Genomic DNA, 25270 nt, shown 5'->3' with positions numbered 1-25270 from the left:
GCGTTGCGAAAGCCATTTGTCGTGCTGTCAGGAAATGCCTTTCAACGCAGATTCTGGCGGGATGCCCAACTAGGCATTTGCCCGAAATTCCGCCGATTCGTGCATCATCCTCAGCGATTATGCGCTTGAAGCACCATGCCCCCAGTAGGGCGTTATTGTGTCGTTACGAAGCCTGCGCATACTAAGCACGTATGACGTTAAGAGGTGACATTGTTTCAATCGGGGGGAGCCGGTTTAGATCTATCCATTTTCCATGTGGCACCAGTCATCGCTTTGGTGTCGCAATGCCCACCCCCCAAAGGAACGCCAAATGTTTGCCGAAGACCAGACGCTCCACTTGGTCGTGATCGACAAAGACCCGATGTTTGCGCTGGGATTGTGCGCTTTGCTGGAAAAGCGCCCTCAGATACGCGCCTTTGCGAAATCCCCCGCCGATCTGCTGGAGGCCGCGCATGATCCAGCAAGCCAGAACACTACGCCGGTCGATATGGTTTTGCTCGACCCTGCGCAACTCGACCTGACCCCAGCCAGATTGGCGCAACGCTTGTTTGAGCGTTTTGGAACGCGTCGTCTGATCAGTTATACCAACGATCCATCAACTGCCTTGGCGAAAGCCTGCCTTGCCTCAGGCTTTCGCGGGGTGCTGCCGCGCAGTATCGGGCTAGAACAGTTAGAGCAGGCCATTTCGGTGGTGCATGGCGGGGCGACTTGTATCGATCCCAGCTTCTCGAATCTGTTCGAGGCCGCACAACCCATGTCGGGCACGCTACGCCAGCGCGATCTGACAGAGCGTGAAATCTATGTTCTGAAGTCGGTCGCCTTTGGCAAAAGCCTGAAAGAGATCGGCCTGGAACTGGCGCTTTCCTCGAAAACCATCGAGACCTACAAAGCGCGGGGCAGCAGCAAACTTAACCTGCAAGGCCGCCGTGCCATCGTCGAATATGCGATTCGCAATGGCTGGGTTCAATCGCAAGAACGTCTCGGCTAATCCTTAATAACCCTGAAAAAAACATGCCGCCGGGCGCATCTTTTGGTGCGTCCGGCAGCGCGCGTTCGTTTTCTGCATTGCAGCATAAACCTTTCGGTTTTGCCTGACAGTATACCGAATTGTGTAAGGCGTTTACGCGAAAATACGACAAAAATAAGGGTTTAGCCTGACTTTCCAAATCTCTTTGGCCGTCCTTAATGTGCCGTTAATGCTGCACTGCCGCATTTTCGCCGCAGGAATGCCACATTAGAGGGACGATTGAGATGGCCAAAATTGTCGTGTTCGGGATCGGTTATGTGGGTGTTGTCTCGGCGGCTTGCCTAGCCAAAGACGGCCACGAGGTGATCGCGGTGGACGTTGATCCGGGTAAGGTTGCCTCGATCAACGCGGGCCTTTCCCCCATCGTGGAACACGGCCTGCCAGAGCTGATCGCCGAGGTTTTTGCCGCAGGCAAGCTGACCGCCACGTTGGACGCCGCTGCCGCTGTGCGCGCCGCCGATGCGTCGTTCGTCTGCGTTGGCACGCCTTCGGCCGAGGATGGCTCCATCGGCTTGAAATACGTGGAAAGCTGCTGCCGTGCGATTGCGGCAGCGCTTCCGGGCAAAGACGGTTTCCATTCGGTGATCGTGCGCTCCACCATCGTTCCGGGCACGATGGAAAAGGTCTGCATCCCGATCCTTGAGGAATACTCGGGCATGGAAGCGGGTGTTGGTTTCGGCGTTGGCTATTACCCCGAGTTCCTGCGCGAAAGCACGGCCATTCAGGATTACTACGACCCAGGCCTGATCGTGTTCGGCGCACTGGAACAGAAGACCGCCGACTTCCTGACGATGCTGAACAAAGATCTGCCCTGCGCTGTCAATGTCGTGGATGTGCGCTCGGCCGAGATGATCAAATACACCTCGAACGCCTGGCGCGCGGTGAAGGTCACGTTTGCGAATGAGATCGGCAATATCGCCAAGGCCTGTGGGCTGGATGGCCAAGCGGTGATGAAAATCCTCTGCTCGGACCACAAAGTCTCAATGAGCCCGTATTTCATGCGCCCCGGTTTTGCCTTTGGCGGTTCGTGCCTGCCGAAAGACGTGCGCGCCCTGCGCTCGATTGCCGCTGACATCAACGTCGCCTCGCCGCTGCTGGATGCGGTTCTGGTCGCCAATGCCGAACAGATCAACCGGGCCGAGGCTATGGTGAAGGCTTCCGGCTCTACCTCGGTTGGGCTTGTCGGCATCAGCTTCAAGCCCGGCACCGATGATATGCGCGAAAGCCCGTTGGCCGAACTGGCGGCGCGGCTGATTGATCAGGGCATGACCCTGAACGTCTACGACCCCTTCGTGCATGAAGCCTACGCCAATGACATGAGCGCGGCAGGTCGTGGCAACGATTACAACATTGATCTGAAAGACCGTCTGGTGCCGACGATCAAGGAACTGCTGGCCAAGTCTGACATCGTTCTCGTCGGCAACAAATACGATGACACGCTGGAAGAACTAAATGCCTCGACCCATCCAGTGATTGATCTCACGCGCATTCAGGCCGGCAAGCGTTCGGGCGGCAGCTATCAGGGCATCTGCTGGTGATGATGATGCTGGGACATATCGCCTTTATCGCGGTGATGTTGGGGCTTGGCCTTAGCCTGCCTTTCCACGCGATTGGCGATGTGGGCAGCGCCTTGGTTGTGGTCGGGGTGATTGGCCTGTGGCGCTACACTTGGGCCGCGATCAACTTCTCACGCGCCGCGCTGTTCCTGAAATGGGTCTACCCCCGGCGCAAAGCGAGGGCGATGGCGGCCTATGCAGCCTTGCCCACGCCTGCCCATGCCTACTTCCTTGTCACCAGCTACAAGATCGAACCCGAAGTCACGACGCGCGTTTATCAGGCCTTATTCCGCGCGGCGGCAGCTTCGGCGGGTGGCGCGACTGTGGTGTGTTCGGTGGTGGATACCGCCGATGCCCGGCTTATCCGCAACATCTTTGATCGCATGGCGGTGGATACCTCGACGACCCGCCTGATGGTTGATCAGATCGCCGGCACCGGCAAACGCGATGCTTTGGCACGATCACTGCGCCTGATCGCAGGCGAGGCCCCAACCCGTCGCGACATCGTGCTGTTTGTCGATGGCGACAGCTGCGTGCCCGAAGATATTGTCGCTGCCACCGCACCCTTCTTCACCAACCCGGATATGGGTGCCGTGACCACCGACGAAAAGGTCGAAATCCGCGCCACCGACATGCCCTTGTTCCGCGACTGGTTCATGCTGCGCTTTAACCAGCGGCAGGTGATGATGTCGTCGATGGGCCTGTCAGACCGCGTTCTGACCCTGACCGGGCGGATGAGCGTGGTGCGCGCCGACCTAGCCACCAACGCGGGCTTTATCAATCAGGTGCAAAGCGACTTCATCGACCATTGGCGGCTTGGTCGGGTGAATTTCCTCACGGGCGATGACAAGTCCACCTGGTTCTGGCTGCTGAAGAATGGCTACAAGATGGGCTATCTGCCCGATGTCGCCTCGCTGTCGATGGAAAGCCAGCCGCGCCCCGGCTTTGTGGATTCCGCCCTGACCCTGATGATGCGCTGGTTTGGCAACATGCTGCGCACCAATGGCCGTGCGCTGTCGCTTTCCCCCAACAGCATCGGATGGTTCACCTGGTGGTCGATCCTGGATCAGCGCGTGGGCATCTGGACGACGCTCGCGGGCCCGATCTCGGTGCTGCTGGGCGCGGCATTCATTGAGCCGTTAGCGCTACCCGTCTACATCGCCTGGATCATGTTCACCCGCTACACCTATTGCTGGATTCTGGCGACGGTGCGGATGCAGCCCTTCCCGATCACCTATCCGTTCTTGCTGTATTTCAGCCAGATCACCGGGGCGGCAGTTAAAAGCTTCGTGCTGTTCCGCCTCGACCGCCAACGCTGGACCCGGCAATCCGCCCGCAAGGCCCGCGCTGTGGCGCTTCCCTTTGGCCAACGCCTGCAAGGCTGGTCTTCCACATTCTCTCACGCTCTCGCCATCGGATGGCTGACTTTGGGCGTGGTTCTTTTGTCTGGCATCGTCTGAATTCGTGAAGGATCGCTGAAATGGACACCAACACCGCCCAGAATACCGTTACGACCCAAACACTGCCCAACCTGCCAGTGCAGGGCGAGCATCCTTTGCTGGATATTCCCTTTGTCGTCGGTATCGACGGGCGGCAATTCAAGGGCGAGCGGCTGTCGCTGGTCGCGGCTGAGATCACCGGGTTGATGGACCCAGCCTTGGATGGCGCGACCCGCCTGATGCGCTTCATGTTCCCGTTCAAAGGCTTCAGCGTCACGCTTGAGGTGCTGGGCCAGGTGCAGGCGCTGGATCGCGGCAATGGTCACGCCACGGTCAGCTTCGTCGATCCGGCGGGCGAGCATTTGCCGCAGTTGCGCCATCTGATCAATTCCTACATTGCGGGCGATCTGGTTGCCTTGGGCGAGGTGATTGGCGTTGCCCCGTCGATCCCCTCACCTGCCAACCGCGCCGCCGCAATGAATGCCAAACGGCTGACCTTCAGCCGTGTTGTGGGCAGCGCCGGGCTGGCAGTGGCCACGCTGGCCCTGATCGCAGCGGTTGGCACTCTGGCCTATAACCGCATCTTCACCCAGCCACTGACCGCCCCCGGCTTGGCTGTTCAAGACGGCATGACGCTGACCGCCACTGCTGGCGGGCAGGTCGATTATGTCAACCTCGCCGCCGCCAAGGGCGAGGTCGCCTTCACCATCCGCGCCACCTCGGGCGAGATGTTGTCGATTGCGATGCCCTGCGATTGCACGGCCACCGCGCTGGCCGCCACCGTCGGTGCCACAGTGACAGCAGGTGAGCCGATGCTAAGCGTTCATACCGCCGACGCTCCTATAGTGATCGCCGCAACCGTGCCTGCCGCCGATGTGCTGACACTCGCCTTCGCCGATCACGTCAAGGTGCAGTTTGGCGATGGCAGCACGATCAACGCTGCCGTCGATTCCGCGAGCCTGCGCGCCGAGCCGACGGATGCGGGCCTGCCGGTGCGGCTGATCCCCTCAACGCCTTTGCCAGCCGACCAATCCGGTCAATTCGCCAAACTAACCATCATCAAGAAATCCTGGTTCTAGCCTGACAGTCACGCCTTCTACCCCTCTTTTTCAGACTTCCACTTTGGGCAACGTCTCAGCGGAGCACGCAATGAAAACGTCGATTTACCCTTTGGTTCTTTGCGGTGGCATGGGATCGCGGCTCTGGCCGATGTCTCGGGTCGAGCAGCCAAAGCAGTTTCAGCCCGTGCAGGGCAAGGGTAGCCTCAGCTACTTTCAGACCACCCTGCAACGCCATCGCGGCGGTGTTTTCAAGCCACCGATCATCGTGACCAGCGCGGGGCATACCCAACTGGTCACGCGGCAAATGCGTGATCTGCAACTGACGGGGACGGTGCTTGCAGAGCCGATGGGCCGCAACACTGGCCCCGCAGTTCTGGCGGCGGCACTGGTCGCCATCGCCGAAGACCCTGAAGCGCAGCTTTTGGTGCTGCCATCGGATCACATCATCACCGGCGATCTGAACGCCACTGTGGTGGCCATGCAGCAAGCCGCCGACAATGGCCGCATCGTGCTGTTCGGCGTTCCGCCAGCCTACCCGGAAATCGGCTATGGCTATATTGTCGATGGCGGCGGTTACACCAATTATCCCGGCCTGCACCGGGTAGAAACCTTCATCGAAAAGCCGCCCTACGAACGCGCGCAGGCGCTGATTTCTGGAGGTTATTCCTATTGGGCCTCTGGCATCAGCCTGTTCCGCGCCGATGTGCTGATCGAGGAATTTCACCGCTTCGAGCCTGAAACCTTCTACGCCGTCTCTGCCGCCGTCAGCGCGGGCAAGATGATCAACGGCGCGCTGCATCTGGAAGAAACCGCCTTTGTCAAAGCCAAATCAGAACCGACCGAGCGGCTGGTGTTTGAACGCTCCACCGCCGTCGCCTTGGCCCCGGCCCGTGACATCCAGTGGGATGATGTTGGTGCTTGGAATGCGGTACAGAAAATCTCTGCCCGCAATGCATTGGGCAATGTGATCAACGGCGATGTTCTGGCGCTGGATACCCATAACTCGCTGATCCAAAGCGACTCGCGTCTGGTGGCAGTAATTGGTCTGCGCGACATGATCGTTGTCGATACGCCGGATGCACTGCTGGTGATGAACCGCGACCATTCGCAGGACGTCAAGCAGGTGGTCGAGCATTTGAAGGGCTTGAACCGCCCCGAAGTCACCAGCCACCTATTGCGTGATACCAACTGGGGTCAGGTCGAACTGCTGGCCAAGGATGATGGCTATGACATGCGGATGCTGGTGATTGCCCCCGGTGCATCCCTGCGCGTCAACGGCACCGGCCACGGCCCCAGCCTGCTGACCTTCCTGACTGGCGGTGGCGTTTATGAACGTGAGGGCCAGATGGTGGTGGTCGCACGCGGTGACAGCGTCACCATTCCTGCCGATGTGACCTTGCCGCTGACCAACACCGGCTCGAAAGAACTGCGAGCCATGCAGCTTTTGATGACGCATGACGCCGAAAGCGTGGCTGAAGTTGCGGCCTCGGCGGTCAAGGCGGTGGCGTCGTTGTTCACCAAGCCCGAAGCTGCTGCTGCGGTGACAGGGGCAGTGCTGTAGGATGGCGCGCGCTTTGGCATATCTGCTGGTGGCGGCGCTTGGCAGCGCTTCTGCGATGCAGGCGGCACCGCAACCTGTCGACAGTGTCGCCTTGCAGGCCGACATTGCGGCGCTGCATCGGCAGGCCGATGCGATGGGCTCGGTGGATTTTGCTTATGATGCCGTGGCGCAGATGGCCGGACTTTACGGTCTGACACCCGAGGCCAAACCGCAATCCCTGCCCGCAGCACTTTTGCCGTCGGGCGATGCGGCTAAAGTTGCCATGGGCGATACCCAGATCGCGCTGACCCAGCTTTCGATCTCGGAAGGCACCAACAATCAGTTGCGCGTCCAACAGGCCCAGCACGGCAGTAAGGCTGCGATCTTTCTCAGCGCCGGGGTGATCAGCCTGCAAGACCTGGCCGTTGCGGCCAAATCAGATGGCATCGACGGCATTGCAATGGTCGATGGCGTTGTCACCCTGTCGCGTCCTTTGGTGATCTGGCAGGGGGCTACCTTGCTGATCCACCCCGGCGATATCTTGCAGTTGCAATCCGCAGGCGGCGCATTCCTGCTGAACTTCGGCAAGATTGATCTGCGCGGTGCCACGCTGCGCAGTGACGTTGCAGCATCGCAGCCCGAGTCCACCTATCGCCCCTTCGTGCTGACCTCTGGCTCGGGTCAGGTCTATGCCGAAGCCAATAGGTTGCAGGGCCTTGGCATGGCGGGGCTGGGGCCTTTTGCGGGCTTCGTGATTTCGACCCAAGGGCTGTTTGCGGCCACCGAAACCTCTATTCTGCGCGCCAATCGGTTTGAGGATTTGGGCGGTGTTGCTCTGATCGGCCCTAAATCGGTGGAAGTCACCCAGAACGCCTTTCTATCCTCGCGCGGTGGTGCCCTGACCTTGGCCCAGATCGGCAAGGCAGCGGTGCTGGGCAATACGATTTACGCCACCCGAAATGGTGCTGGATTGCGGATCACCGCGCGTTCGCAAGACATGCTGGTCGCGGGCAATCTGGTGCTGGGCGGGCAGGGAAACGGCGTGCAGGTTGATGGCGGCAGCTTTGGCGTCACCCTGCGCGGCAACGCTTTGCTGCAAAATGCGCAGACCGGGCTTGCCAGCAAGACCGCCGATTGTCTGTCCGTGCAAGGCAACGTGATTGCCGCCAATGGCGCCAGTGCCCTGCGGCTGACCAAGACCGGATATACGCAGATCCTTGGCAATGCCTTGGATGGCAACGCGGGCTCTGCGATCGAGGTGGGCGCGCAACTGCCCAAGGCGCGGATGGATGTTTCCGGCAACCTGCTGGCCAAGAACCGCATCGGCCTCACCGGTGCCGCGCTGCACCTTGTCACCCTGCGCGGCAACGATCTGTCGCAGCAACTGCCCCGGATGTTCGACGGCGAGTTCGCCCAGCACCAGGCCGCCTATCTTTCCGCAGGCCGCACCGACCAGACGGCCATTTTCCAGATTTCGAGTGCTGCGGCAGATGATGCCGATTTCGCCTCGGTTTGCGCTCAGGAGTAGCACCATGGTCTTTTCATCGGAAACCTTCCTGTTTCTGTTTCTGCCCCTGTTCCTGATCATCTACTATCTGACGCCCGCCCGTGGGCGCTCGATGGTCATCCTTTTCGCGTCCTATCTGTTCTACGGCTGGTGGCGGTTTGATTTTCTGCTGCTGCTGTTTGCAACAACACTGTGGACCTTCTGCATCGGCCTGATGATCGCCAAGAATCTCGATACGCCGCGCGCAAAAGTCTGGTGCGGTATCGGGGTGGCGGGCTGCCTTTGCGTGCTGGGCGTGTTCAAGTATCTGAACTTCTTCATCGACAGCCTCGCGCAACTGTTTGGCACCGATGCCGCGGGGCTTGGTGTGCATTGGCGGCTGATCCTGCCGATTGGCGTGTCGTTCTACGTGTTCCACTCGATCAGCTATTTGGTTGATGTCACCCGCAAAGACGCCGATGCCACGCTGAAATTCTTCGATTTCGCCGCCTTCATCGCGCTGTTCCCGCAACTGGTGGCAGGCCCGATCCTGCGGTTCAAGGATCTGGCCGATCAGTTCAAACACCGCACCCATTCGCTGGTGCTGTTCACCGATGGTCTCGCCCTGTTCATCGTCGGCTTGGGCAAAAAAGTGCTGCTGGCAGATACCGTTGCCCCCTTGGCCGACATTGCCTTTACCACACCCGACCCTTCTGCGGCGCTGTCGTGGCTGGGGTCGGTTGCCTATATGATGCAGCTTTACTTCGACTTTTCGGGCTATTCCGATATGGCGATGGGGCTGGGTCTGATGATGGGCTTCCGGTTCCGCAAGAACTTCGACATGCCCTATATCAGCCGCTCGATCACCGAGTTCTGGCGGCGCTGGCATATCTCGCTGTCGGTCTGGCTGCGCGATTACCTCTACATCCCTTTGGGCGGCAATCGGGTGGGGCCGACCCGCACCTATGTCAACCTGATGACGGTGATGGTGCTGGGCGGGCTTTGGCACGGCGCCAACATGACATTCTTGGCCTGGGGCATCTGGCACGGCGCTTGGCTTGCGATTGAACGTGCAACCGGCTGGGCCAATCGCAGCTCGACCGTCGGGCTGATCCAAACCCTGCTGCTGGTGCTGATCGGCTGGGTTGCCTTCCGCGCCGTCGACATGCACCAGGCGATGGATGTCTATGCTGGCATGATCGGCCTGCACGGCTTTGCCATCCCGATGGACATTGCCTTCCAGATCAGCGGCGAAAGCATGGTGATGTTGGTGATCGGGATGCTCTATTGCGCCGCCGAGCCGCAGATCAATCGCATCGGCAAAGAGATGTATTTCGCCCCGCAAGGTGGCATCGGCGTCAGCGGCACTGGCACTCTGACCGCTGCCACATCCTTGCTGCCCGTCGCCGTGGTGTCGCTGATCGCCATGCTGGCGATCATGAAACTGGCCGAGGCCAGCTTCTCGCCCTTTCTTTACTTCCAGTTCTGATGGAGCCTGTCATGCAAAGACTTTATCGGATGTCGCGGTACTTCCTGCCGGTGGTGTTCTTCGGCTATGTCCCCTTTGCCAATCTGGCGGTTTATGAAGAACCCGGCGGCAAGCTGGCCGCCTTTGACATGGCGGCTTTGCGCGGCACTGTCACCCACAGCTTTGATACGCTTTACAAAACCGCGATGCCGCACCGCGCGCCGTCGATTGGCGTGATGGGTGCAGCGCGCTATTTGCTGATCGGCGAAGGCCGCAAGGGCGTGGTCGTGGGCCACGATGGCTGGCTGTTCACGGCTGAGGAAACCCGCCCTCTGCCCGTCAGCCTGTCGCCTTCCGTTGCCAAGATTGCCGAGGTTCGCGATCTGCTGGCCGCCCATGGCGCGCGTCTGGTTGTGGTGCCGCTGCCCGCCAAGGTGGATGTCGAGGCTGCCAAAGCAGGCACCCCCGAATTGTCAGCCGAGATGGCAGGCTTCTATGCCGATCTGCTGGCAAGGCTGAAAGCGGCTGACATTGCCGCCGTCGACGCCCGCACGCCACTGGTCGATCTGGTGAAAACCAAACCCGCCTTTTTCGCTACGGATACGCACTGGACACTCGACGGTGCTGCGACCGTGGCGGCTGCCGTGGCGAGATCCGGGCTGATCCCGCTGGGCACTGCCGAAATGACCCGCACCGAAGAACCGAAAACCGAGTTTGCCGGTGATCTGGTGTCTTATGTCACCACTGAAGGCATCGCGCCGATGCTGGGTCTGGATCGTGAAGACGCCAACCCCTACGTCGTGGCCGCCCCCGCAGACACGTCCGACATCTTCGCCGCTGCGCAGGTTGATGTGGTTCTGGTCGGCACGTCCTACAGCGCCAATCCGCGCTGGAGCTTTGCCGAAGCACTGAAGCTTGACCTGCACCAAGACGTGCTGAACGCCGCCGAACAGGGGCAGGGGCCGGTCAAACCGATGGATAGCTATCTGGCTTCTGACAGCTTCCGCGACACCCCGCCCAAGGTGGTGATCTGGGAAATTCCGCTGCGCTACCTGACCGATCCGAAACTTTGGGACGGACACAAGATTGGTGAGGAACTCGCCAGTGCAAACTAACTTGAAACTCGTCGCGGCGGTGATGATCAGCGGCTTGCTGGCGGCCCCCGCCTTTGCCGAAAAGGTCGAGCCTCGCGCCGTGCCGCCGACGGTGGTGTCGAAGGTCTATCTCAGCAAAGCACAAAAAGCTGCGAAACTGGCCGAACGATTGGCTCAGCAGAAGGCGGCGCGTTTGGCCGCAAAACCCCCGGTTGACCCCGCGGTGGCACGCTTGAAAACCCTGCACAAACGCATGGTCGCCAAGCAAGAACTGACCCCCAGCGAAATGCAGGAACTGGCGGATTCCGGCGATGGTCTCGCCGCGTTCTATTACGCCCGCAAGTTGGAGGAGTCTGGCAGAACAAGCGTGCTTCCCACCGCGGTGCATTACTATGCAATGGCGTCCTATCTTGGCCGCGAATTCGCGATGAACCGGATGATCGCACTGATGAAATCGCCGGACGTTACCCTGTCTGACAAACAGATCAAAAGCGGCAAGGATGCGCTGGTCAAGCTGGCGCAGTCAGGCACTCCCGCCGCCGCCCTTGGTCTGTCTGACATGTATGCCATCGGTCGGCCTTTCCCCCAAGACACCGCCGAGTCGCGCAAATGGCTGATGCAGGCCGCCAAGGCAGGCGATGCCAATGCCGCACAAAAACTAGCTCAGGCCGCGATGATGCCACAAGACGGCAGCGCCCCTGATCTGCCCGCCGCCCGCGCCGCCCTGGCGTTGATGCTTGCCTCGAACGAACCCGGCAAAGTCGCGATGGCGCAGGCCTTGCTGGCCCGCCTTGATGCCACAGCCCCAACGGAGGTTTCCCAATGAACGCAGCTTTTCAGTTTGCGGCGGCGCTTGGCCTGTCCCTCGCAGCGGCGCCCGTGATGGCGCAAACCGCCTCGCATTTTGATTGCTCGAATTACGAGTTCAACACCGCGCTGCCCGCAATTGAAGGCAAGGACGGTGTGTTCTTCCGCACCTTCGCCGATCTACGTATGCAGCACCCGCTGGATGATCGCACCGTGCATATGATGGGCCAATTGGCGAAAGTGCTGAAAGAAAACGGCACGACGCTGATCTATGTCACCATCCCGTCGAAATCGCAGGGCATGCCGCAATATCTGCCTGCCCACGCCGCCGATTACGGCTTTCAGCCCGAAGTGGCCGACGCGATCTACACCGATTTCGTAACGCGCCTGAACAAGGCCGGCGTTGATGCACCCGATATGATGACCGCACTGCGCGCAAACAAAGGTGGCGAGCGCGCATTCTTCGGGGCCGATTTTCACTGGACATCGCAAGGCGCGCGACTGGGCGCGCAGGCCATTGCAGCGCGGATCAAGGCCGACCCCGCCTATGCCGATCTGCCAAAGCAAACCTTTGTCACCACCCCGATCGCGCCAGAAGTTGCGTTCTCGGGGATGCGCCGCACCCTGCAAGGCTATTGCGCCAACGCGCTGCCGCCGACCGAGACGATGGCCTACAAGACCGAAGCCGTCGCCAGCGACAGCGCGGCCGCCTCGGGCCTCGATATCTTTGCCGCTGACGATTCCGTGCTGCCCGCCGTTCTGGTCGGCACCTCGTATTCGGACAGCCCGATCAACAACTTCGCCGGTTTTCTTGCGGAATATGCGCAACTGGAAATCGTCAACTACGCCATCACCGGCGGCAACCAGTTCGGTTCGATGACGTCCTACATGACGTCAGACGAATTCAAGGCGCAGCGCCCGCGGTTCCTGATCTGGGAAAACCCGATCTACAATAACCTCGCGCAATACGGTGCTGCCCCGCTGGAAGAACTGATCGCCGCAGCAGGCAACACCTGCACCAAATCTTTGCCTGTGACCAAGCTTGACGCCAACACCGTCGAGGCTTCGCTGGAGAGTCTGAAGGTCGGCTCTGACGATGCGATCTATGCCAATTTTGGCGGGGAAGGTCCGCGCGTCGCCAATTTTAGCATCGAATCTGCCGCCGGATTAATCCGCCACTCAAAAATAGAGCGCAGTCAAAGGCTGCGGGCTACTGGGAATTTCTACTTAGGGTTGTCGGCTTTCACCATGCCCAATATCACGAAAGTGACGGTGCATTTTGATCGCCCTGTCAGTGACTCCACAACCCTGAACTTCTGCGCGAATACCAAAGGAGACGCGTCATGACGAAGAATAGCAGCTTGTTGATTGCCCTATGTGCAGGGCTTTGTGGTCTGTATGCCACCGCGGGGCTGGCTCAGGACGGCGGCCTTTATGAAGACGTGCCAGACCCTAGCGCCAGCTTTGTGCGCGTGGTCGCTGCTGCCCCGACCAATGCGGTGATCGACACCAAAACCTTCAATCAACTGGATAGTGGCATTTCCGGTTATGTCGTCGTTGCCAAACCCGGTGAGATCAAGCTTGTGACAGGTGTCGATGATGCCACCGTCAACGTCGAGGCGGGCAAGTATTACTCTTATGTCGTCGGCGCTGATGGCACCAAAACTCTGGTGCCGGAAGATATCACCTCGAACCCCGCGCAGGCGGTGATCAGCTTCTTCAACCTCAGCGATCTGGCGAAGGTCGATCTTTACGTGCCTGCCGCCAAAGCGGTGGCGGTGCCGGGCGTGGCGATGAACAGCGCCGCGAATGTGGCGCTGAAGGCGCCTCTGACGCTGGATTTTGAAGTGCGCGATGGCGACAAGGTGCTGGCCTCGTTGCCAGCGGTTGATCTGAAACGGCGCGGGGGCGTGGCGATCGTGCTGCGCGGCACGGCGGGCAACTACACCGTCGCCAGCTCTGACTCGGCGCTTGCCAACTAGCTTTAACGCCAGAACGTCGCGCAGATCATTCTGCGCGGCGTCATCCCGGCCAAAGGATAACACCATGACACGCGCCGCAGCCCTGCTTTCCCGCCCGATCCTGCCGCTTTGCCTTGCTATGCTGACGGGTCTGCCCGCCTTTGCGCAAACTGCAAGCCCGCAGACCGTCGCGGTCAATTTCGAGCCGCCGCGCATCGAGGTCGAAAAGATCTGCGCGCCCAGCACGCCGGACGAACAACTTGCGGCGCAATGGGCGAAATGGGATGGTAAGGCCCTGCCCGATGTTGCCCCCGATCTGATCCAGCGCGATCTGCGCCGCCTGATGGATGCCGACGCGATCCGTTGGTTTGACACCATCGAAAAGGCGCAAGCCCTGATGCCAACCGTTGATCCGCAATTTGGTGCTGACAAGGCCCTGCTGGCGCGGATCGAACTGCTGATCGCCGCAGGTCGGCTGAAGGAGTTGACCAATCAGCGGCTGGTCGATCAGTTGATGGCCACCGAAAACGGCGGCTCGCCACGGCTGCAGAACATTCTGGCCGATTATCTGATGGATGGCACCGGCATCGCGGTCGACAAGGAAAAAGGCATGAAAATGCTGGTCGCCGCAGGCTATGGCGGCAATGCCGATGCTTTGCTGAAGATCGTCGCCTTGCAGGAAAAAGGCACCGAGATCCCCGGTTGGGATGTGCCGCCCGATATCGCCGTGACGATGGCCTTCGGCGCCCTTGTCGGCAAGATGGACCCGATGATCTGTGATCGTGTCGCCCGCATCGCGCGCGAATACATGAATGGCACCACCGTGACCCGCGATGTCGGGCTGGCCGAAAAATGGTTCCGCTTTGCCGCCGATATGGGCGATGGTCCCTCGGCCTGGAAAGTGGCCGAGATGCACATGCGGTCTGAAGATCTGGTGAAATCCAACGACATCCTGATCACCTATATGACCAAAGCCGCCGACGCTGGCCTGCCCTATGCACAGGTGGCTTTGGGGCGGCTTTATGAACAGGGCGCTTTGGTGGGCAAGAAAGACGTGGACCACGCCCGCAAGCTGTATGAAGCCGCCGCCAAGTTCGGCGATCGCGCTGGTCTTTTGCGCAACGCGCTGTTTTTGCAATCCGAAGCCAAAACCGATGCGGCCTACCAGCCCGCCTATCGCGCCGCGCTTGAGGAATTTGCCAAGCGCGCTGATGCGCCTGCGTGGATTTTCATCGCCTTGGGCGATTTCGAAATCGCCGACAAGGGCCGCTGGGGTGGTGAAGCCGCCGCCGTTGCCTATTATGAAAAAGCCGAGGCGATGGGCGAGGTTGATGCCACCAAACGCCTGACGCCGATCCGTTTTCGCTATGCTGAAACGCCCAAGCAGTTCTATCAGGTCATCGACGAAGTCATCGACACCGTTCACACCGGCGGCGAGATTGACCCGATGAACGGCCTGAAGAACGCCTTCACCTGCCGCGCCTCACAAGCCCCGCAACGCACAGAAGCGTTGTATTGGGATGGGATCAGCGCCGCTACCGGCACCAAAACCGTGGAATTCAGCCCAGCCGGTCTGCTGGCCCTTGTCGCCAGTCCCAGCCCGCAAGACATTGCACGTCTGCAAAGCCAGGCACTCTATGGCCGCCCCAGCGCCATCGCGCAGTATATGGCTTACTTGCAGCGCAGTCAGGCACCTGCCGAAGAGCGCGCCTTCTGGGAGGAATATTCCAAACGCTTTGAAGGCATCAACACTGCACGCGGTCGGCTAGAGCGTAAGTTTGCCAAGATCGGCCAGAACCTCAGCGATCCTACGACCTATCTGAACGCCGCGATTGCCGAAGGCGATGCGACCGCCGAGATTGATCTGGCCGAAATCATGCTGGAACAAGACCCCACCGCCAACACCGCCGCCGCCCTTGCCGCGGTAGAGCCTTTGGCGGAAAACGGCATCGGTGCAGCCATGCGGATGCTGCCAACGCTCGATGCGAAAAGCTATCCCGATCTGAAAGCCGTCTATGCCAAATATGCCGAAGTGATCGCAGCGCGCGGGGATTTTGACGCCGTCGTCTTGGCGCTGCCGTTTCAGCCTGATGCAGGGCAGCGGCTGGATTACGTGCACCGTGCCACCGCAGCCACCGATTGCACTTTCGACCAAATCACCAGCCTTGCTGATGCGATGGGTCATCTTGGCGATCATGCCGCCTTTGCGAAATGGATAGATGTGGCCGAATTCCTCAGCGAAAATGATGCTTGGCGTTTGGTGCAACTGGGCGACCTGTTGCGGCTTTACGGCGGCGAGTCGATGCAGACCGCCGAGGTTGCCTTCTATCAGCGTGGCTATGAAGGCGGAAACACCACGGCGATTCACCGCTTGCTGGATGTCTATGGCCGCGCTGGCGCGCCGCAGTTCAACGTGGCCAAAGCGGCCGATCTTTATGTCGCGCTGGTGCAGAACAGCCAACCCGACGACATTCCGCGCGCGCTGTCGCGGCTTGCCGTTGCATCGCCGACCATTCAGGAAAGCGCCTATGCCCGGTTGGATGTGCCCAAGCTTTACCGCACCGCAGCCGAGGCTGGCAATCCGGCGGGGATGCGCGAATATGGCAAGCTGTTGCAAGTCAGTGCAAAATCCTCAGCCGAGCTGGAGGCTTCGACCCTCTGGATCGCCAAAGCCGCCGAGGCTGGCGATGTTCCGGCGATGCTGACCTATGCCGATGCCTTGGCGTTCGGTCTGGGCATTCCTGCGTCGCGTGAAAAGGCGTTGGTCTGGCTGCAAAAAGCTGCTGATGCGGGCAACACCGATGCCAGCGCCAAAGTCCGTAGCCTGAAGCTGCAACCAGAGGTCAGCCAATGAAACATGCCCTTACCTCGGCTGCCATGATCTTGGCTTTGCTGGCCCCCGCGCAGTCGGCACCAGCACAAACTGCGCCAGAAACGGCTGAACCCAAGGCTTTTGTCTGCTTTGATCCGGTGCCACCCGTCACCGCTCTGGCAATCCCCAGCCGCTATAAGGACGACAGCAAGAACCGCTCAGATTTCGATGCCGAGGCCAATGCGGCGGTCGAGGCTGCGCTGAATCCGCTGGATGATTTCATCAACCTGCTGGTCAAGAACGCCAATGCCGCGCTTCAGATCACCACCCCGGCAGAGGCTGATCCCGAAACGCCGCCCGATCTTGCCCGGCAAACTCTGATCGCTGATTGCGTGGTGGACCGCATCCACGATTGGGCCGCTGCGGATGCCTTGGCCGATATGAAAACCCAAGGCGCGCAGCTTTCGGTGCCCAGCCGGATTGCAGGCCTTGCGATGGCCTATGCACAGGTGCGCGGCCTTGCCACTCAGGACGCACGCCAGCCTGCGATTGAGGCTTGGCTGACGGCGCGGATGCAATCCAGCATGGTGTTTTTTGATACCGAAGCCCCGCCGAAATCGCGCGAAAACAATCTGCGCGCTTGGGCGGCCTTGGCGGCGGCGCAGGTGGGGCTGCTGCAGAACGACACCGTCATGACCACTTGGGCCGCAGATTCCGTCAAGCTGGTGCTGTGCACCTCCACGCCCGAAGGTGCTTTGCCGAATGAGATGTGGCGCGGCAAACTGGCGCTGCACTATCAGATTCATGCGGTGGGGCCGCTTGTGACCACCACCGCACTGCTGCAACCCGGCTTTCCCGACCTGCTGACCACCTGCGACAACGCCTTGCTGCGTGTCGCGCGCTTTACGTTGAAAGCGGTGGAAGACCCGAAGCTGGTCGAGGTCATCGCGGGCAAGCCGCAAAAGTTTGACTCCGCCGCCGAAATGAAGCGGGCTTTCCAGTTTGCTTGGCTCGCGCCTTTGGAAACACTGGCCCCCGAACCGGCGTTCACGGCCTTTGCCGCCAAGTTCGATCTGCTGAGCAATTCCAAACTGGGCGGCAAGCAAAGCCTGCTCTGGCCCGCACTGGATGCCAAAGACGCCACAGCGCCGTAACATTGGCGCTGCTGATCGGGGCAGGGGGCAACTTCTGCTCTATCGCCGGTAAGCCTCGACATTGCGATCACATATTTTATACTTGAAGCGATTTCCCACCGGAGTTCGCTATGACCGAGGCCTATATCTGCGACTATATCCGCACACCGATTGGCCGCTTTGGCGGCAGCCTTTCGTCGGTGCGCACCGATGATCTGGCCGCAAACCCGCTGCGGGCGCTGATGGCGCGCAATCCGGGGGTGGATTGGGCGGCGGTGGATGATGTGGCGTTTGGCTGCGCCAATCAGGCGGGCGAGGATAACCGCAACGTGGCGCGGATGGCTTTGCTGCTCGCGGGGTTGCCGCAGACCGTCAGTGGCACCACGATCAACCGGCTGTGTGGGTCAGGCATGGATGCGGTGCTGCTGGCTGCCCGGCAGATCAAGGCGGGCGAGGCTGATCTGATCATTGCAGGGGGCGTCGAGTCGATGTCGCGCGCGCCGTTTGTGATGCCCAAAGCCGAAACCGCCTTTTCGCGGGCGGCAGAGATTCACGATACCACCATTGGCTGGCGTTTCATCAATCCGCTGATGCAGGCGCAATACGGCACGGATTCGATGCCCGAAACCGCCGAGAATGTCGCCGAAGATTGCGCCATTTCCCGCGCTGATCAGGATGCCTTTGCGCTGCGCAGCCAAGCTCGCGCCAGTGCTGCGCAAGAAAACGGCCGTTTGGCGCAAGAAATCACCCCGGTCAGCATCCCGCAGCGCAAGGGCGATGCGGTGCTGGTAGCCCGCGATGAACATCCCCGTGCGACGACAATCGAAGCGCTGGCGAAACTTGGCACGCCGTTCCGCAAAGGCGGCAGTGTGACGGCGGGCAATGCCAGTGGTGTGAATGACGGGGCGGCTGCGCTGATCATCGCCTCGGCTGAGGCTGCCCGCAAACATGGGCTGACCCCGATTGCCCGCATCTTTGGCGGCGCGACGGCGGGTGTCGCGCCCCGCGTGATGGGTCTGGGCCCGATCCCGGCCAGCGAGAAGCTGATGGCACGGTTGAACCTGAGCCAAACCGACTTTGCGGTGATCGAGTTGAATGAGGCTTTTGCCTCGCAAGGCCTTGCCACTCTGCGCGCGCTGGGCATTGCGGATGATGATCCGCGGGTGAACCCAAATGGCGGCGCGATTGCGCTTGGTCATCCGCTGGGCATGACCGGCGCGCGGATCACCGGGACGGCGGCTTTGCAACTGCAATCCGGTCAGCGCGCTTTGGCGACCATGTGTATCGGCGTGGGTCAAGGCATAGCCATCGCGCTGGAACGGGTCTGAGGCCCGGTCAAGCCTGACGCGAAACAGCTTTCCCATCTGGGAATGACTTGTGGAAAGCGCGCGTTTTTAGCCCGCTTTCCACAATATGTAGTGTGTCGGGCCTGAAAGCTTAGGAAAACCGCTTTTTCCAGAACCACCGCCGCCCCTCGCGCAACGACCTGTTCGAGCGGCTGACCAGCATCAACAGCGATGGCGTCACGATCAGCGTCAGGATGGTCGCAAAGGCCAAGCCGTAGACAATCGCCGACGACAGCGAGATCCACCATTGGGTGGATGGCGCGCCAATCGTTGTCTCATGGGTCAGCAGTTCAAGGTTCAAGCCAAAGGCAATCGGGAACACCCCGAAAATCGCCGTCAGCGCGGTCAGCACCACCGGGCGGGCACGTTCGCGGCAGGTTTCCAGCACGGCCTCGATCTTGTCCATGCCCTCGTCACGCAGGCTGTCATAGGTGGCGATCAACACGATATTGTTGTTCACCACCACCCCGGCGAGGGCAATCACGCCGATCCCGGTCATCACCACGCCAAAAGGCTGGCCCATGATCATCAGGCCCAGGAACACCCCAATCGTTGACATCAGCACCGCCGACAGCACCAGACCCACCGAGATAAACTTGTTGAACTGCGCCAGCAGCACCACGAAAATCAGGAAGATCGCCGCACCAAAGGCTTTGCCCAGAAACGCGCCAGCCTCGGCCTGTTCCTGATCTTCGCCAGCCATGTTCCAGCGGAGTCCGGCCTTGGCATAGCCATCTTCGGCAAAGCTTTTCTCCAGCATCGCCTGCACGTCTTGCCGCACCAGATCGGGCTGCACGCCTTCTGCCGCTGCAATCCCCGCCTGCACGGTGATCGTGCGCGCGCCGCCCAGCCGGGTCAGCGTGCCGGTGGTGGCCGCCGCGCTACGCGTCACAAAGTTGGAAATCGGCACCGGTCCATCGGGTGTTTCAATCCGCAACTGATCCAGCGCGGAAATCGTGCGCTGCTCGGGCGGCAGGCGCAGCACGATATCCACCGGGTCATCCGAGCCTGCCGGGCGGTATTCCGACAGTTTCAGGCCAGATGTGACCATCTGCACGACTGCGCCCACCGCGGCGGGGGATGCGCCATAGCGCGCGGCCTCGCCCCTATCGACCTGAAGTTCCCAATCCACCCCCGGCAGGGGCAGGCCGTTGGAGACATCGATCACATTCGGAATCGCCTTGAGCTTTTCGGCAATCGCGCGGGCGGCATCGTTCAGCCCGGCAGGATCATCCGCCGAGAGTTCAATCTGAATGGCCTTGCCAGTGGGCGGGCCAGCGGCGGGCACGGAAACCTCGATATCCACGCCGGGAATGCCCAGCATGGCCACCCGCAAATCGGCCAGAATATCATTGGCGGGCTTACGCTCGCGCCAATCGACGAATTCATACTGGATGGTGCCGATGGTATCGGCAGGGGCCTCGCTTGCGCCATTTCCGGCGCTGCCGACGCGGGTGTAAACCGTTTTCAGCCCCGGCCAGCCGAGAATCCGCGACTCTGCCTGCCGCACCAGCGCGTCTTTTTCCTCAATCGACAGGTTGCCGCGCGCTTTTACATAAAGCAGGCCATAGTCCGGTTCGACATTCGGGAAGAATTCCACCCCATTGCCGTATTTGCCATAGGTCACAGGCACCGCAACCAGCGCCGCCACCGCCAGAAACAGCACGATGAACGGATGCCGGATCGCCTTGCCGACCACCCACATATAGGCGCCGTCCTTGTGGCGCGGCGGTTCGGCGAAGGGGCGCGCGATGATCGCGCCCAAGGTTGGCACAAAGATCAGCGCGTAAAGCATACTGGCCGACAGCGTCGCAATCAGCGTGATCGGCATGTATTTCATGAACTCGCCCACCACCCCGGGCCAGAATAGCAGCGGCGAGAACGCCGCAATCCGGGTGAGGGTCGAGGCGATCACCGGCCCGGCCATCTTGTGACTGGCCTCGGCAAAGGCATCGCGCCTGTCCATGCCTTCGTTCATCCGCCGCTCGGCATATTCCACCACGATGATGGCATCATCCACCAGCATCCCCACGGCCAGAATAAGGCTGAACAGCACCACAAGGTTCACCGTCAACCCGGCCAGCGACAGCCCCAGAATCCCCATCAGGAAGGATGAGGGAATAGCCAGACCGATCAGGATCGAAGACCGCACCGACAGCGCATACAGGATCACGATGAATACCAGGATCACCGCCGTCAGCACCGAGTTTTGCAGATCGTGCAGCATCTGGCGGATGGTGGTGGATTTGTCCTGGCTGAACGACACCACCACGCCGGGCGGCATCTGCTTTTGCAACTCGGCGGTCACGGCCTTAACCGTATCCACGGTATCAATGAGGTTGGCACCGATGCGCTTGGAGACCTCGATCGCCACGGCCGATTTGCCATCCAGCCGGGTGATGGTCTGCGGGTCTTTCAGCGCGGGCCGGATTTCGGCCAGATCGCTGACGCGCACAATCGCATTGCCCTCGGCCACCACCGGCAGGCTGGCCAGATCGTTCACCGTTTCAATCAGGGACGGCACCTTGATGGCATAGCGGCCCTCGGCGCCTTCCAGCGAGCCTGCGGCAATCAGGCGGTTGTTGGCGTTGAAACCGGCGATCATCGTATCGGGGCGCAGGCCGTAGGACGACAGTTTGGCCGGATCAATCACGATCTCGACCACATCATCACGCACGCCCTGCAAGGCCGCGTCCAGCACGCCCGGAATATCCTCAATCCGGTCACGCAAGGTCCGTGCGGTGGCGTTCAGCGTGCGTTCCGGCACATCGCCCGACAGGGTGACAACCAGCACCGGGAATTCCGACAGGTTGACCTCGTTCACCGTCGGCTCATCCACCTCCGCGGGCAGATCTCGGCGGGCGTCGTCGACTTTGTCTTTCACATCAGACTTCGCCTTGGCCAGATCGGCCCCGGCCTGAAACTCCAACAGCACGTTGCCGCCGCCCTGATAGGCGGTCGCTGTCATTTTCTTGATGCCCTGAATCGATTTCAGCGCGGTTTCCATCGGTCGCAGCAACAGGCGTTCGGAATCCTCGGGCGAAATCCCGTCCAGTGTCATCGAGACATAGATGATCGGAATCTGAACGTCTGGTTCGGCCTCTTTCGGGATCGAGTAATAGGCCATGCCGCCGGACAGGATCAGAAAGATCAGCACCGACAGCGTCAGGCGGGCGTTGCGGATGGCAAGTTCAACCAGCTTCATTTCAGCGCCTCGGCTGCTTGCGCCGGGGTCAGTTCGGAAACCGTCACCAGATCGCCATCCGACACCAGATCCTGCCCGGCCACGATCACCCGCAGATCGGTCGGAACGCCCGTCACCACCATGCCCGCTTCGCCGTCGTCAATCACCGTCACCGGCGCGAAAGCCGCCTTGTCATCCGGCCCGACCACCCGCAGACCGATCACGCCAGCCTCGTTGATGGTGATGATCGAGCGCGGCACCACCACTGCAGGCACCGCCGCTGTATATAGCCGCACCTCGGCGGTCATGCCTGCCGGGATCGCGTGATCGCCATTCGGCAAGGCCACTTCAACCCCAAAGGTCCGCGTCTTGTCCGAGGCTTGGGCCGAGACGTGCCGCACCACGCCCTCCATCTCGACCCCATCGACCAGCCGCACCTTAGCTTTGGAACCCACCGTCACAAAACCCACATCCCGCTCGCTGACCTCGGCCTTCACCACAATTGGGTCCAGCGCCAGAATGGTGGCAATCGACGCGCCGGTCTGCACCCATTCGCCCAGTTCGACATCCACCGAATCCACCGTGCCCGCGAACGGCGCTTTCAGCAGCAGCCGGTCCTGCGCGGCCTTCGCCTGCGACAACCCGGCCTCTGCCGCAGCCTTTGCGGCGCGGCGGGTGATCAGTTCCAATTCCGGCAAGGTGCCCTTGTCAAACAAGGCCTGGCCCACCCGCAGGGTTTCAGTCGCCTGTTCCAGCGCGGCCTGCGCGGTATCGACGCCAGCGATCACATCCGATCCTTCCAGCTCTACCACCAGCGCACCTTCTGCAATCTCGCCGCCCTTCACCACGCCCAGCTTGGCCACGATGCCCGAAGCCCGCGCCGCCAGCACCGCCTGCTTATCCGCCTGCGTTGCCCCCGAGATGCGGATTTCCCGCGCATAGTCGACGAATTGCGGCTTCACCGCCGCCACCGTCCGCCGCACCGCCGGTGTTTCCGGTGCCGCCGCTGCGTCACCTGTGGCCGTGGCATCGTCTTGCTTCACTTCCTGACTGCCCACAGCCGAAAATTCGCCCGTCGCCACCCAAGCGGCTGCCGCTACAAAAACCACAAGGGCGGTGACACGATGAGCGGTAAAGAATGACATGTTAATAACCCTGAGTATTTGCAAAAGCCCTGAGCGACGCCCGCAGCATCGCTGTATCCGTTTCGATCACCAAGAGTTTATCTGTTTGCGGGAAAGGTCAATGCAGCGTGTCACCAAGGCGGTGCGTTTCGAACGGATCAGTTCAAGTCAGGGGTCTTATCAAGCTGCGGCTCGGCCAAATCTGCCAAGGCGATCAGCATCTCGATCAGTTGTGCCGTGCGCGCTGGGCCATAATCGGCCTCAAGCTGCTGATAAATCGCCGTCGAATCCGGTGCCACCGCCTGCAACAGCGCGCGTCCCTGCGGCGCGATTGACAGCATCACCCGCCGTCCGTCGCTGGCGTCGCGGGCGCGGCTGATCAGCCCGCGCTCGGTCATCGCCTTGATCATCCGCGTCAGCGAAGGTGCCAGAATATTCGCCCGCACCGCCACTTCGGTCGCATCCAAGCTGTCGACCTCGCCCAGCACCCGGATTACCCGCCATTGCTGTTCGTTGATGTCATGCGCCGCCAGCATCGGGCGAAAGCGGGTCATCACGGCCTCACGCGCACGCAAAAGCGCCATCGGCAAAGCGTGGCGGGTATCGCGTGGCGGGGGGCTATCGTGGCTCATTCCCCAACTATCGCCTTTGTGCGGATTGCTGCAAGCCACCTGACGCCGAACGAGCCGCTGTTGTCTGCGGGCATCCATGCTATGAAACCCGCAAATCCGCTTGCACTGAAAGGAAAGCCCATGCCCGCGCCGAAAAACCACCTGAAAGCCGCGCTGGCTGCCAAACAGCCGCAATTTGGCATCTGGCTGAACCTCGCCAGTCCCTATTCGGCGGAGTTGTTGTCGGGCTGCGGCTTTGACTGGCTGCTGATTGATGGCGAACACGGGCCAAACTCGATCCCCACCATGCTGGTGCAGGCGCAAACCGTGGGCCAGCGCACCAGCACCGTGGTGCGGATTCCGGTGGGTGAGACTCATCTGGTCAAGCAAGTGCTGGATCTGGGTATACAGACCGTGATGGTGCCAATGATCGAAACCGCAGCCCATGCCGAACAGATGGTGCGCGCGATGAAATACCCGCCCGAAGGCGTGCGGGGTTTGGGGGCTGCCGTGGCGCGGGCTGCCGATTTTGGCCGTGTTAGTGACTATCTGGCCACTGCCAACGCCGAGACTTGCCTGATCCTGCAAGTCGAAAGCCGTGCTGGACTGGCGGCTTTGCCCGAGATTCTGGCGCTGCCAGGTGTTGACTGCGTGTTCATCGGCCCGTCTGATCTGGCCGCTGATATGGGCTTTCCCGGCAATACCGCCGCGCCGCAGGTGCAGGCGGCGATTGATGATGCGATGCGCCAGATCATCGCCAGCGGCAAAGCGGCGGGGATTTTGACCTTTGATCTGGCCTTGGCCAAGCACTACCGCGAGATGGGCGTGACTTTCCTCGGTGTCGGCGGCGACATTCCCTTGCTGCTGAACGCTGCCAATGCTTTGGCTGCGGCTGCGCGGAAATAGGCTCTAACCCGCCTGATTGCGCGCCCGAAATGCCGCCAGTTCGGCGGCAGTCGGGGCATGGCCGGTGAAGATCAGCACATAATCCGGGATATTGTGCAGACGGTATTCCAGCGACTCTTCTGTCCGCATCGAGATATAGCCCACCTGCGTCAGATACACCGTCTGCGCCCGAACCCGCGCCTCGTGTTCAGGGTAAGAAAACGTCTCGAACATGGCGGTTAGAGCCTGCACCCGCACCACATCCGCCTGCCGCAGCACCTCGGCCAAGGCCGGATCGGTCAGCGCCCAAGTGCGGATGGCAAACTCCATCCGGCTGTCAAACAACGCGGGCGTGATCCAGCAATCGTTGACGTTCAGCATAGCCTCGGCAATCGTCGCGGCCGGGGCTTGGGTGCGGGCGATCAGGTTGGCGGTGTTCTGGCTTTGCCAGCGCGCGATCAGCCCGGCCAACAGCGCCTCGCGGTCGGCGAAATGCCAATAGAAACTGGTGCGCGACAGGCCCAGTTTGGCCGCCAGAGGCATCACCTTCACTGCCTCGACCCCGCCTTCGACCAGCAGATCATAGGCGGCGTCCAGCCACAATTCGGGTGTGCCGCGCCAGCCGCGCTCGGGTGTTTGTGCCGTATCCATCCATCCAGACTAAGGCCGCGCCCCCCGGTTGACAACCTCTCGACAGGAAACTTGACACATATGTCGATTTCTGTTTCCCTCAACC

At 60.8% G+C, this 25270-nt stretch carries 19 protein-coding genes; 15 read left to right on the top strand and 4 right to left on the bottom strand.

Annotated features, from left to right (window positions below; translation table 11 throughout):
• The first annotated feature begins 310 nt into the window (after nt 1-310).
• The 14 genes from ACFOGH_RS14000 to pcaF all read left to right on the top strand — a co-directional run bounded on the left by ACFOGH_RS14000 (nt 311) and on the right by pcaF (nt 18712).
• A complete protein-coding gene (locus tag ACFOGH_RS14000; protein ID WP_380073691.1) occupies nt 311-988 on the top strand; it encodes a helix-turn-helix transcriptional regulator in 678 nt (225 codons plus the stop codon).
• Nucleotides 989-1251: 263 nt separating this feature from the next.
• Complete coding sequence (locus tag ACFOGH_RS13995; protein WP_380073690.1) at nt 1252-2565, top strand: nucleotide sugar dehydrogenase; 1314 nt, start codon at nt 1252-1254, stop codon at nt 2563-2565.
• A gap of 5 nt (nt 2566-2570) precedes the next feature.
• Nucleotides 2571-4043: a glycosyltransferase gene (locus ACFOGH_RS13990; protein WP_380073689.1), complete on the top strand. Its 1473-nt coding sequence runs from the start codon at nt 2571-2573 to the stop codon at nt 4041-4043.
• 20 nt (nt 4044-4063) lie between these two features.
• Nucleotides 4064-5101 (top strand): hypothetical protein, encoded by a 1038-nt coding sequence (locus tag ACFOGH_RS13985; protein WP_380073688.1) that lies wholly within the window; start codon nt 4064-4066, stop codon nt 5099-5101.
• 70 nt (nt 5102-5171) lie between these two features.
• Entirely contained in the window at nt 5172-6644 is a 1473-nt protein-coding gene (locus ACFOGH_RS13980; RefSeq protein ID WP_380073687.1) for a mannose-1-phosphate guanylyltransferase, read from the top strand.
• 1 nt (nt 6645) lies between these two features.
• Nucleotides 6646-8151 (top strand): right-handed parallel beta-helix repeat-containing protein, encoded by a 1506-nt coding sequence (locus tag ACFOGH_RS13975; RefSeq protein WP_380073686.1) that lies wholly within the window; start codon nt 6646-6648, stop codon nt 8149-8151.
• A gap of 4 nt (nt 8152-8155) precedes the next feature.
• Nucleotides 8156-9598, top strand: coding sequence for an MBOAT family O-acyltransferase (locus ACFOGH_RS13970; RefSeq protein ID WP_380073685.1), 1443 nt, complete (start codon nt 8156-8158; stop codon nt 9596-9598).
• Between the two features lie 11 nt (nt 9599-9609).
• Nucleotides 9610-10692 (top strand): alginate O-acetyltransferase AlgX-related protein, encoded by a 1083-nt coding sequence (locus ACFOGH_RS13965; protein WP_380073684.1) that lies wholly within the window; start codon nt 9610-9612, stop codon nt 10690-10692.
• Nucleotides 10682-11497, top strand: coding sequence for a hypothetical protein (locus ACFOGH_RS13960; protein WP_380073683.1), 816 nt, complete (start codon nt 10682-10684; stop codon nt 11495-11497). The genes ACFOGH_RS13965 and ACFOGH_RS13960 overlap by 11 nt, the downstream gene beginning before the upstream one ends.
• Nucleotides 11494-12825, top strand: coding sequence for an alginate O-acetyltransferase AlgX-related protein (locus ACFOGH_RS13955; RefSeq protein WP_380073682.1), 1332 nt, complete (start codon nt 11494-11496; stop codon nt 12823-12825). Before ACFOGH_RS13960 ends, ACFOGH_RS13955 begins: the two co-directional genes overlap by 4 nt.
• Nucleotides 12822-13460 carry an alginate O-acetyltransferase AlgF gene (locus ACFOGH_RS13950; RefSeq protein WP_380073681.1) on the top strand — a complete coding sequence of 213 codons (639 nt, stop codon included), beginning with the start codon at nt 12822-12824 and terminating at the stop codon, nt 13458-13460. The genes ACFOGH_RS13955 and ACFOGH_RS13950 overlap by 4 nt, the downstream gene beginning before the upstream one ends.
• Before the next feature lie 64 nt (nt 13461-13524).
• Nucleotides 13525-16293, top strand: a complete 2769-nt coding sequence (locus ACFOGH_RS13945; protein ID WP_380073680.1) for a tetratricopeptide repeat protein — start codon at nt 13525-13527, stop codon at nt 16291-16293.
• Nucleotides 16290-17405 (top strand): alginate lyase family protein, encoded by a 1116-nt coding sequence (locus tag ACFOGH_RS13940; RefSeq protein WP_380073679.1) that lies wholly within the window; start codon nt 16290-16292, stop codon nt 17403-17405. Before ACFOGH_RS13945 ends, ACFOGH_RS13940 begins: the two co-directional genes overlap by 4 nt.
• 110 nt (nt 17406-17515) lie before the next feature.
• Nucleotides 17516-18712 carry a 3-oxoadipyl-CoA thiolase gene (gene pcaF, locus ACFOGH_RS13935; protein ID WP_380073678.1) on the top strand — a complete coding sequence of 399 codons (1197 nt, stop codon included), beginning with the start codon at nt 17516-17518 and terminating at the stop codon, nt 18710-18712.
• Between the two features lie 109 nt (nt 18713-18821).
• On the opposite strand, the gene ACFOGH_RS13930 is transcribed toward pcaF, so the two are convergent.
• From ACFOGH_RS13930 to hpaR, 3 genes are all read right to left on the bottom strand, one after another.
• Nucleotides 18822-21935: an efflux RND transporter permease subunit gene (locus ACFOGH_RS13930; protein ID WP_380073677.1), complete on the bottom strand. Its 3114-nt coding sequence runs from the start codon at nt 21933-21935 to the stop codon at nt 18822-18824.
• A complete protein-coding gene (locus ACFOGH_RS13925; RefSeq protein WP_380073676.1) occupies nt 21932-23059 on the bottom strand; it encodes an efflux RND transporter periplasmic adaptor subunit in 1128 nt (375 codons plus the stop codon). Before ACFOGH_RS13925 ends, ACFOGH_RS13930 begins: the two co-directional genes overlap by 4 nt.
• A gap of 137 nt (nt 23060-23196) precedes the next feature.
• Nucleotides 23197-23670: a homoprotocatechuate degradation operon regulator HpaR gene (gene hpaR / locus ACFOGH_RS13920; RefSeq protein WP_380073675.1), complete on the bottom strand. Its 474-nt coding sequence runs from the start codon at nt 23668-23670 to the stop codon at nt 23197-23199.
• A 120-nt stretch (nt 23671-23790) separates the two neighbouring features.
• Here hpaR and ACFOGH_RS13915 point away from each other — a divergent pair, with 120 nt between their 5' ends.
• Nucleotides 23791-24555, top strand: coding sequence for an HpcH/HpaI aldolase family protein (locus tag ACFOGH_RS13915; protein WP_380073674.1), 765 nt, complete (start codon nt 23791-23793; stop codon nt 24553-24555).
• A gap of 3 nt (nt 24556-24558) precedes the next feature.
• On the opposite strand, the gene ACFOGH_RS13910 is transcribed toward ACFOGH_RS13915, so the two are convergent.
• Nucleotides 24559-25185: a TetR/AcrR family transcriptional regulator gene (locus ACFOGH_RS13910; RefSeq protein WP_380073673.1), complete on the bottom strand. Its 627-nt coding sequence runs from the start codon at nt 25183-25185 to the stop codon at nt 24559-24561.
• Between the last annotated feature and the right edge of the window lie 85 nt (nt 25186-25270).

The organism is Cypionkella sinensis (assembly GCF_042646385.1).
In the GTDB taxonomy this organism is placed as follows: Bacteria; Pseudomonadota; Alphaproteobacteria; order Rhodobacterales; family Rhodobacteraceae; genus Cypionkella; species Cypionkella sinensis.
This window is presented reverse-complemented; position numbering and strand designations above follow the sequence as displayed.

What these genes read in the sequence shown, in the direction of transcription:
- ACFOGH_RS14000 (WP_380073691.1), top strand. Translation starts at nt 311, where the DNA reads ATGTTTGCCGAAGACCAGACGCTCCACTTGGTCGTGATCGACAAAGAC.
- ACFOGH_RS13995 (WP_380073690.1), top strand. Translation starts at nt 1,252, where the DNA reads ATGGCCAAAATTGTCGTGTTCGGGATCGGTTATGTGGGTGTTGTCTCG.
- ACFOGH_RS13990 (WP_380073689.1), top strand. Translation starts at nt 2,571, where the DNA reads ATGCTGGGACATATCGCCTTTATCGCGGTGATGTTGGGGCTTGGCCTT.
- ACFOGH_RS13985 (WP_380073688.1), top strand. Translation starts at nt 4,064, where the DNA reads ATGGACACCAACACCGCCCAGAATACCGTTACGACCCAAACACTGCCC.
- ACFOGH_RS13980 (WP_380073687.1), top strand. Translation starts at nt 5,172, where the DNA reads ATGAAAACGTCGATTTACCCTTTGGTTCTTTGCGGTGGCATGGGATCG.
- ACFOGH_RS13975 (WP_380073686.1), top strand. Translation starts at nt 6,646, where the DNA reads ATGGCGCGCGCTTTGGCATATCTGCTGGTGGCGGCGCTTGGCAGCGCT.
- ACFOGH_RS13970 (WP_380073685.1), top strand. Translation starts at nt 8,156, where the DNA reads ATGGTCTTTTCATCGGAAACCTTCCTGTTTCTGTTTCTGCCCCTGTTC.
- ACFOGH_RS13965 (WP_380073684.1), top strand. Translation starts at nt 9,610, where the DNA reads ATGCAAAGACTTTATCGGATGTCGCGGTACTTCCTGCCGGTGGTGTTC.
- ACFOGH_RS13955 (WP_380073682.1), top strand. Translation starts at nt 11,494, where the DNA reads ATGAACGCAGCTTTTCAGTTTGCGGCGGCGCTTGGCCTGTCCCTCGCA.
- ACFOGH_RS13950 (WP_380073681.1), top strand. Translation starts at nt 12,822, where the DNA reads ATGACGAAGAATAGCAGCTTGTTGATTGCCCTATGTGCAGGGCTTTGT.
- ACFOGH_RS13945 (WP_380073680.1), top strand. Translation starts at nt 13,525, where the DNA reads ATGACACGCGCCGCAGCCCTGCTTTCCCGCCCGATCCTGCCGCTTTGC.
- ACFOGH_RS13940 (WP_380073679.1), top strand. Translation starts at nt 16,290, where the DNA reads ATGAAACATGCCCTTACCTCGGCTGCCATGATCTTGGCTTTGCTGGCC.
- pcaF (WP_380073678.1), top strand. Translation starts at nt 17,516, where the DNA reads ATGACCGAGGCCTATATCTGCGACTATATCCGCACACCGATTGGCCGC.
- ACFOGH_RS13930 (WP_380073677.1), bottom strand. Translation starts at nt 21,935, where the DNA reads ATGAAGCTGGTTGAACTTGCCATCCGCAACGCCCGCCTGACGCTGTCG.
- ACFOGH_RS13925 (WP_380073676.1), bottom strand. Translation starts at nt 23,059, where the DNA reads ATGTCATTCTTTACCGCTCATCGTGTCACCGCCCTTGTGGTTTTTGTA.
- hpaR (WP_380073675.1), bottom strand. Translation starts at nt 23,670, where the DNA reads ATGAGCCACGATAGCCCCCCGCCACGCGATACCCGCCACGCTTTGCCG.
- ACFOGH_RS13915 (WP_380073674.1), top strand. Translation starts at nt 23,791, where the DNA reads ATGCCCGCGCCGAAAAACCACCTGAAAGCCGCGCTGGCTGCCAAACAG.
- ACFOGH_RS13910 (WP_380073673.1), bottom strand. Translation starts at nt 25,185, where the DNA reads ATGGATACGGCACAAACACCCGAGCGCGGCTGGCGCGGCACACCCGAA.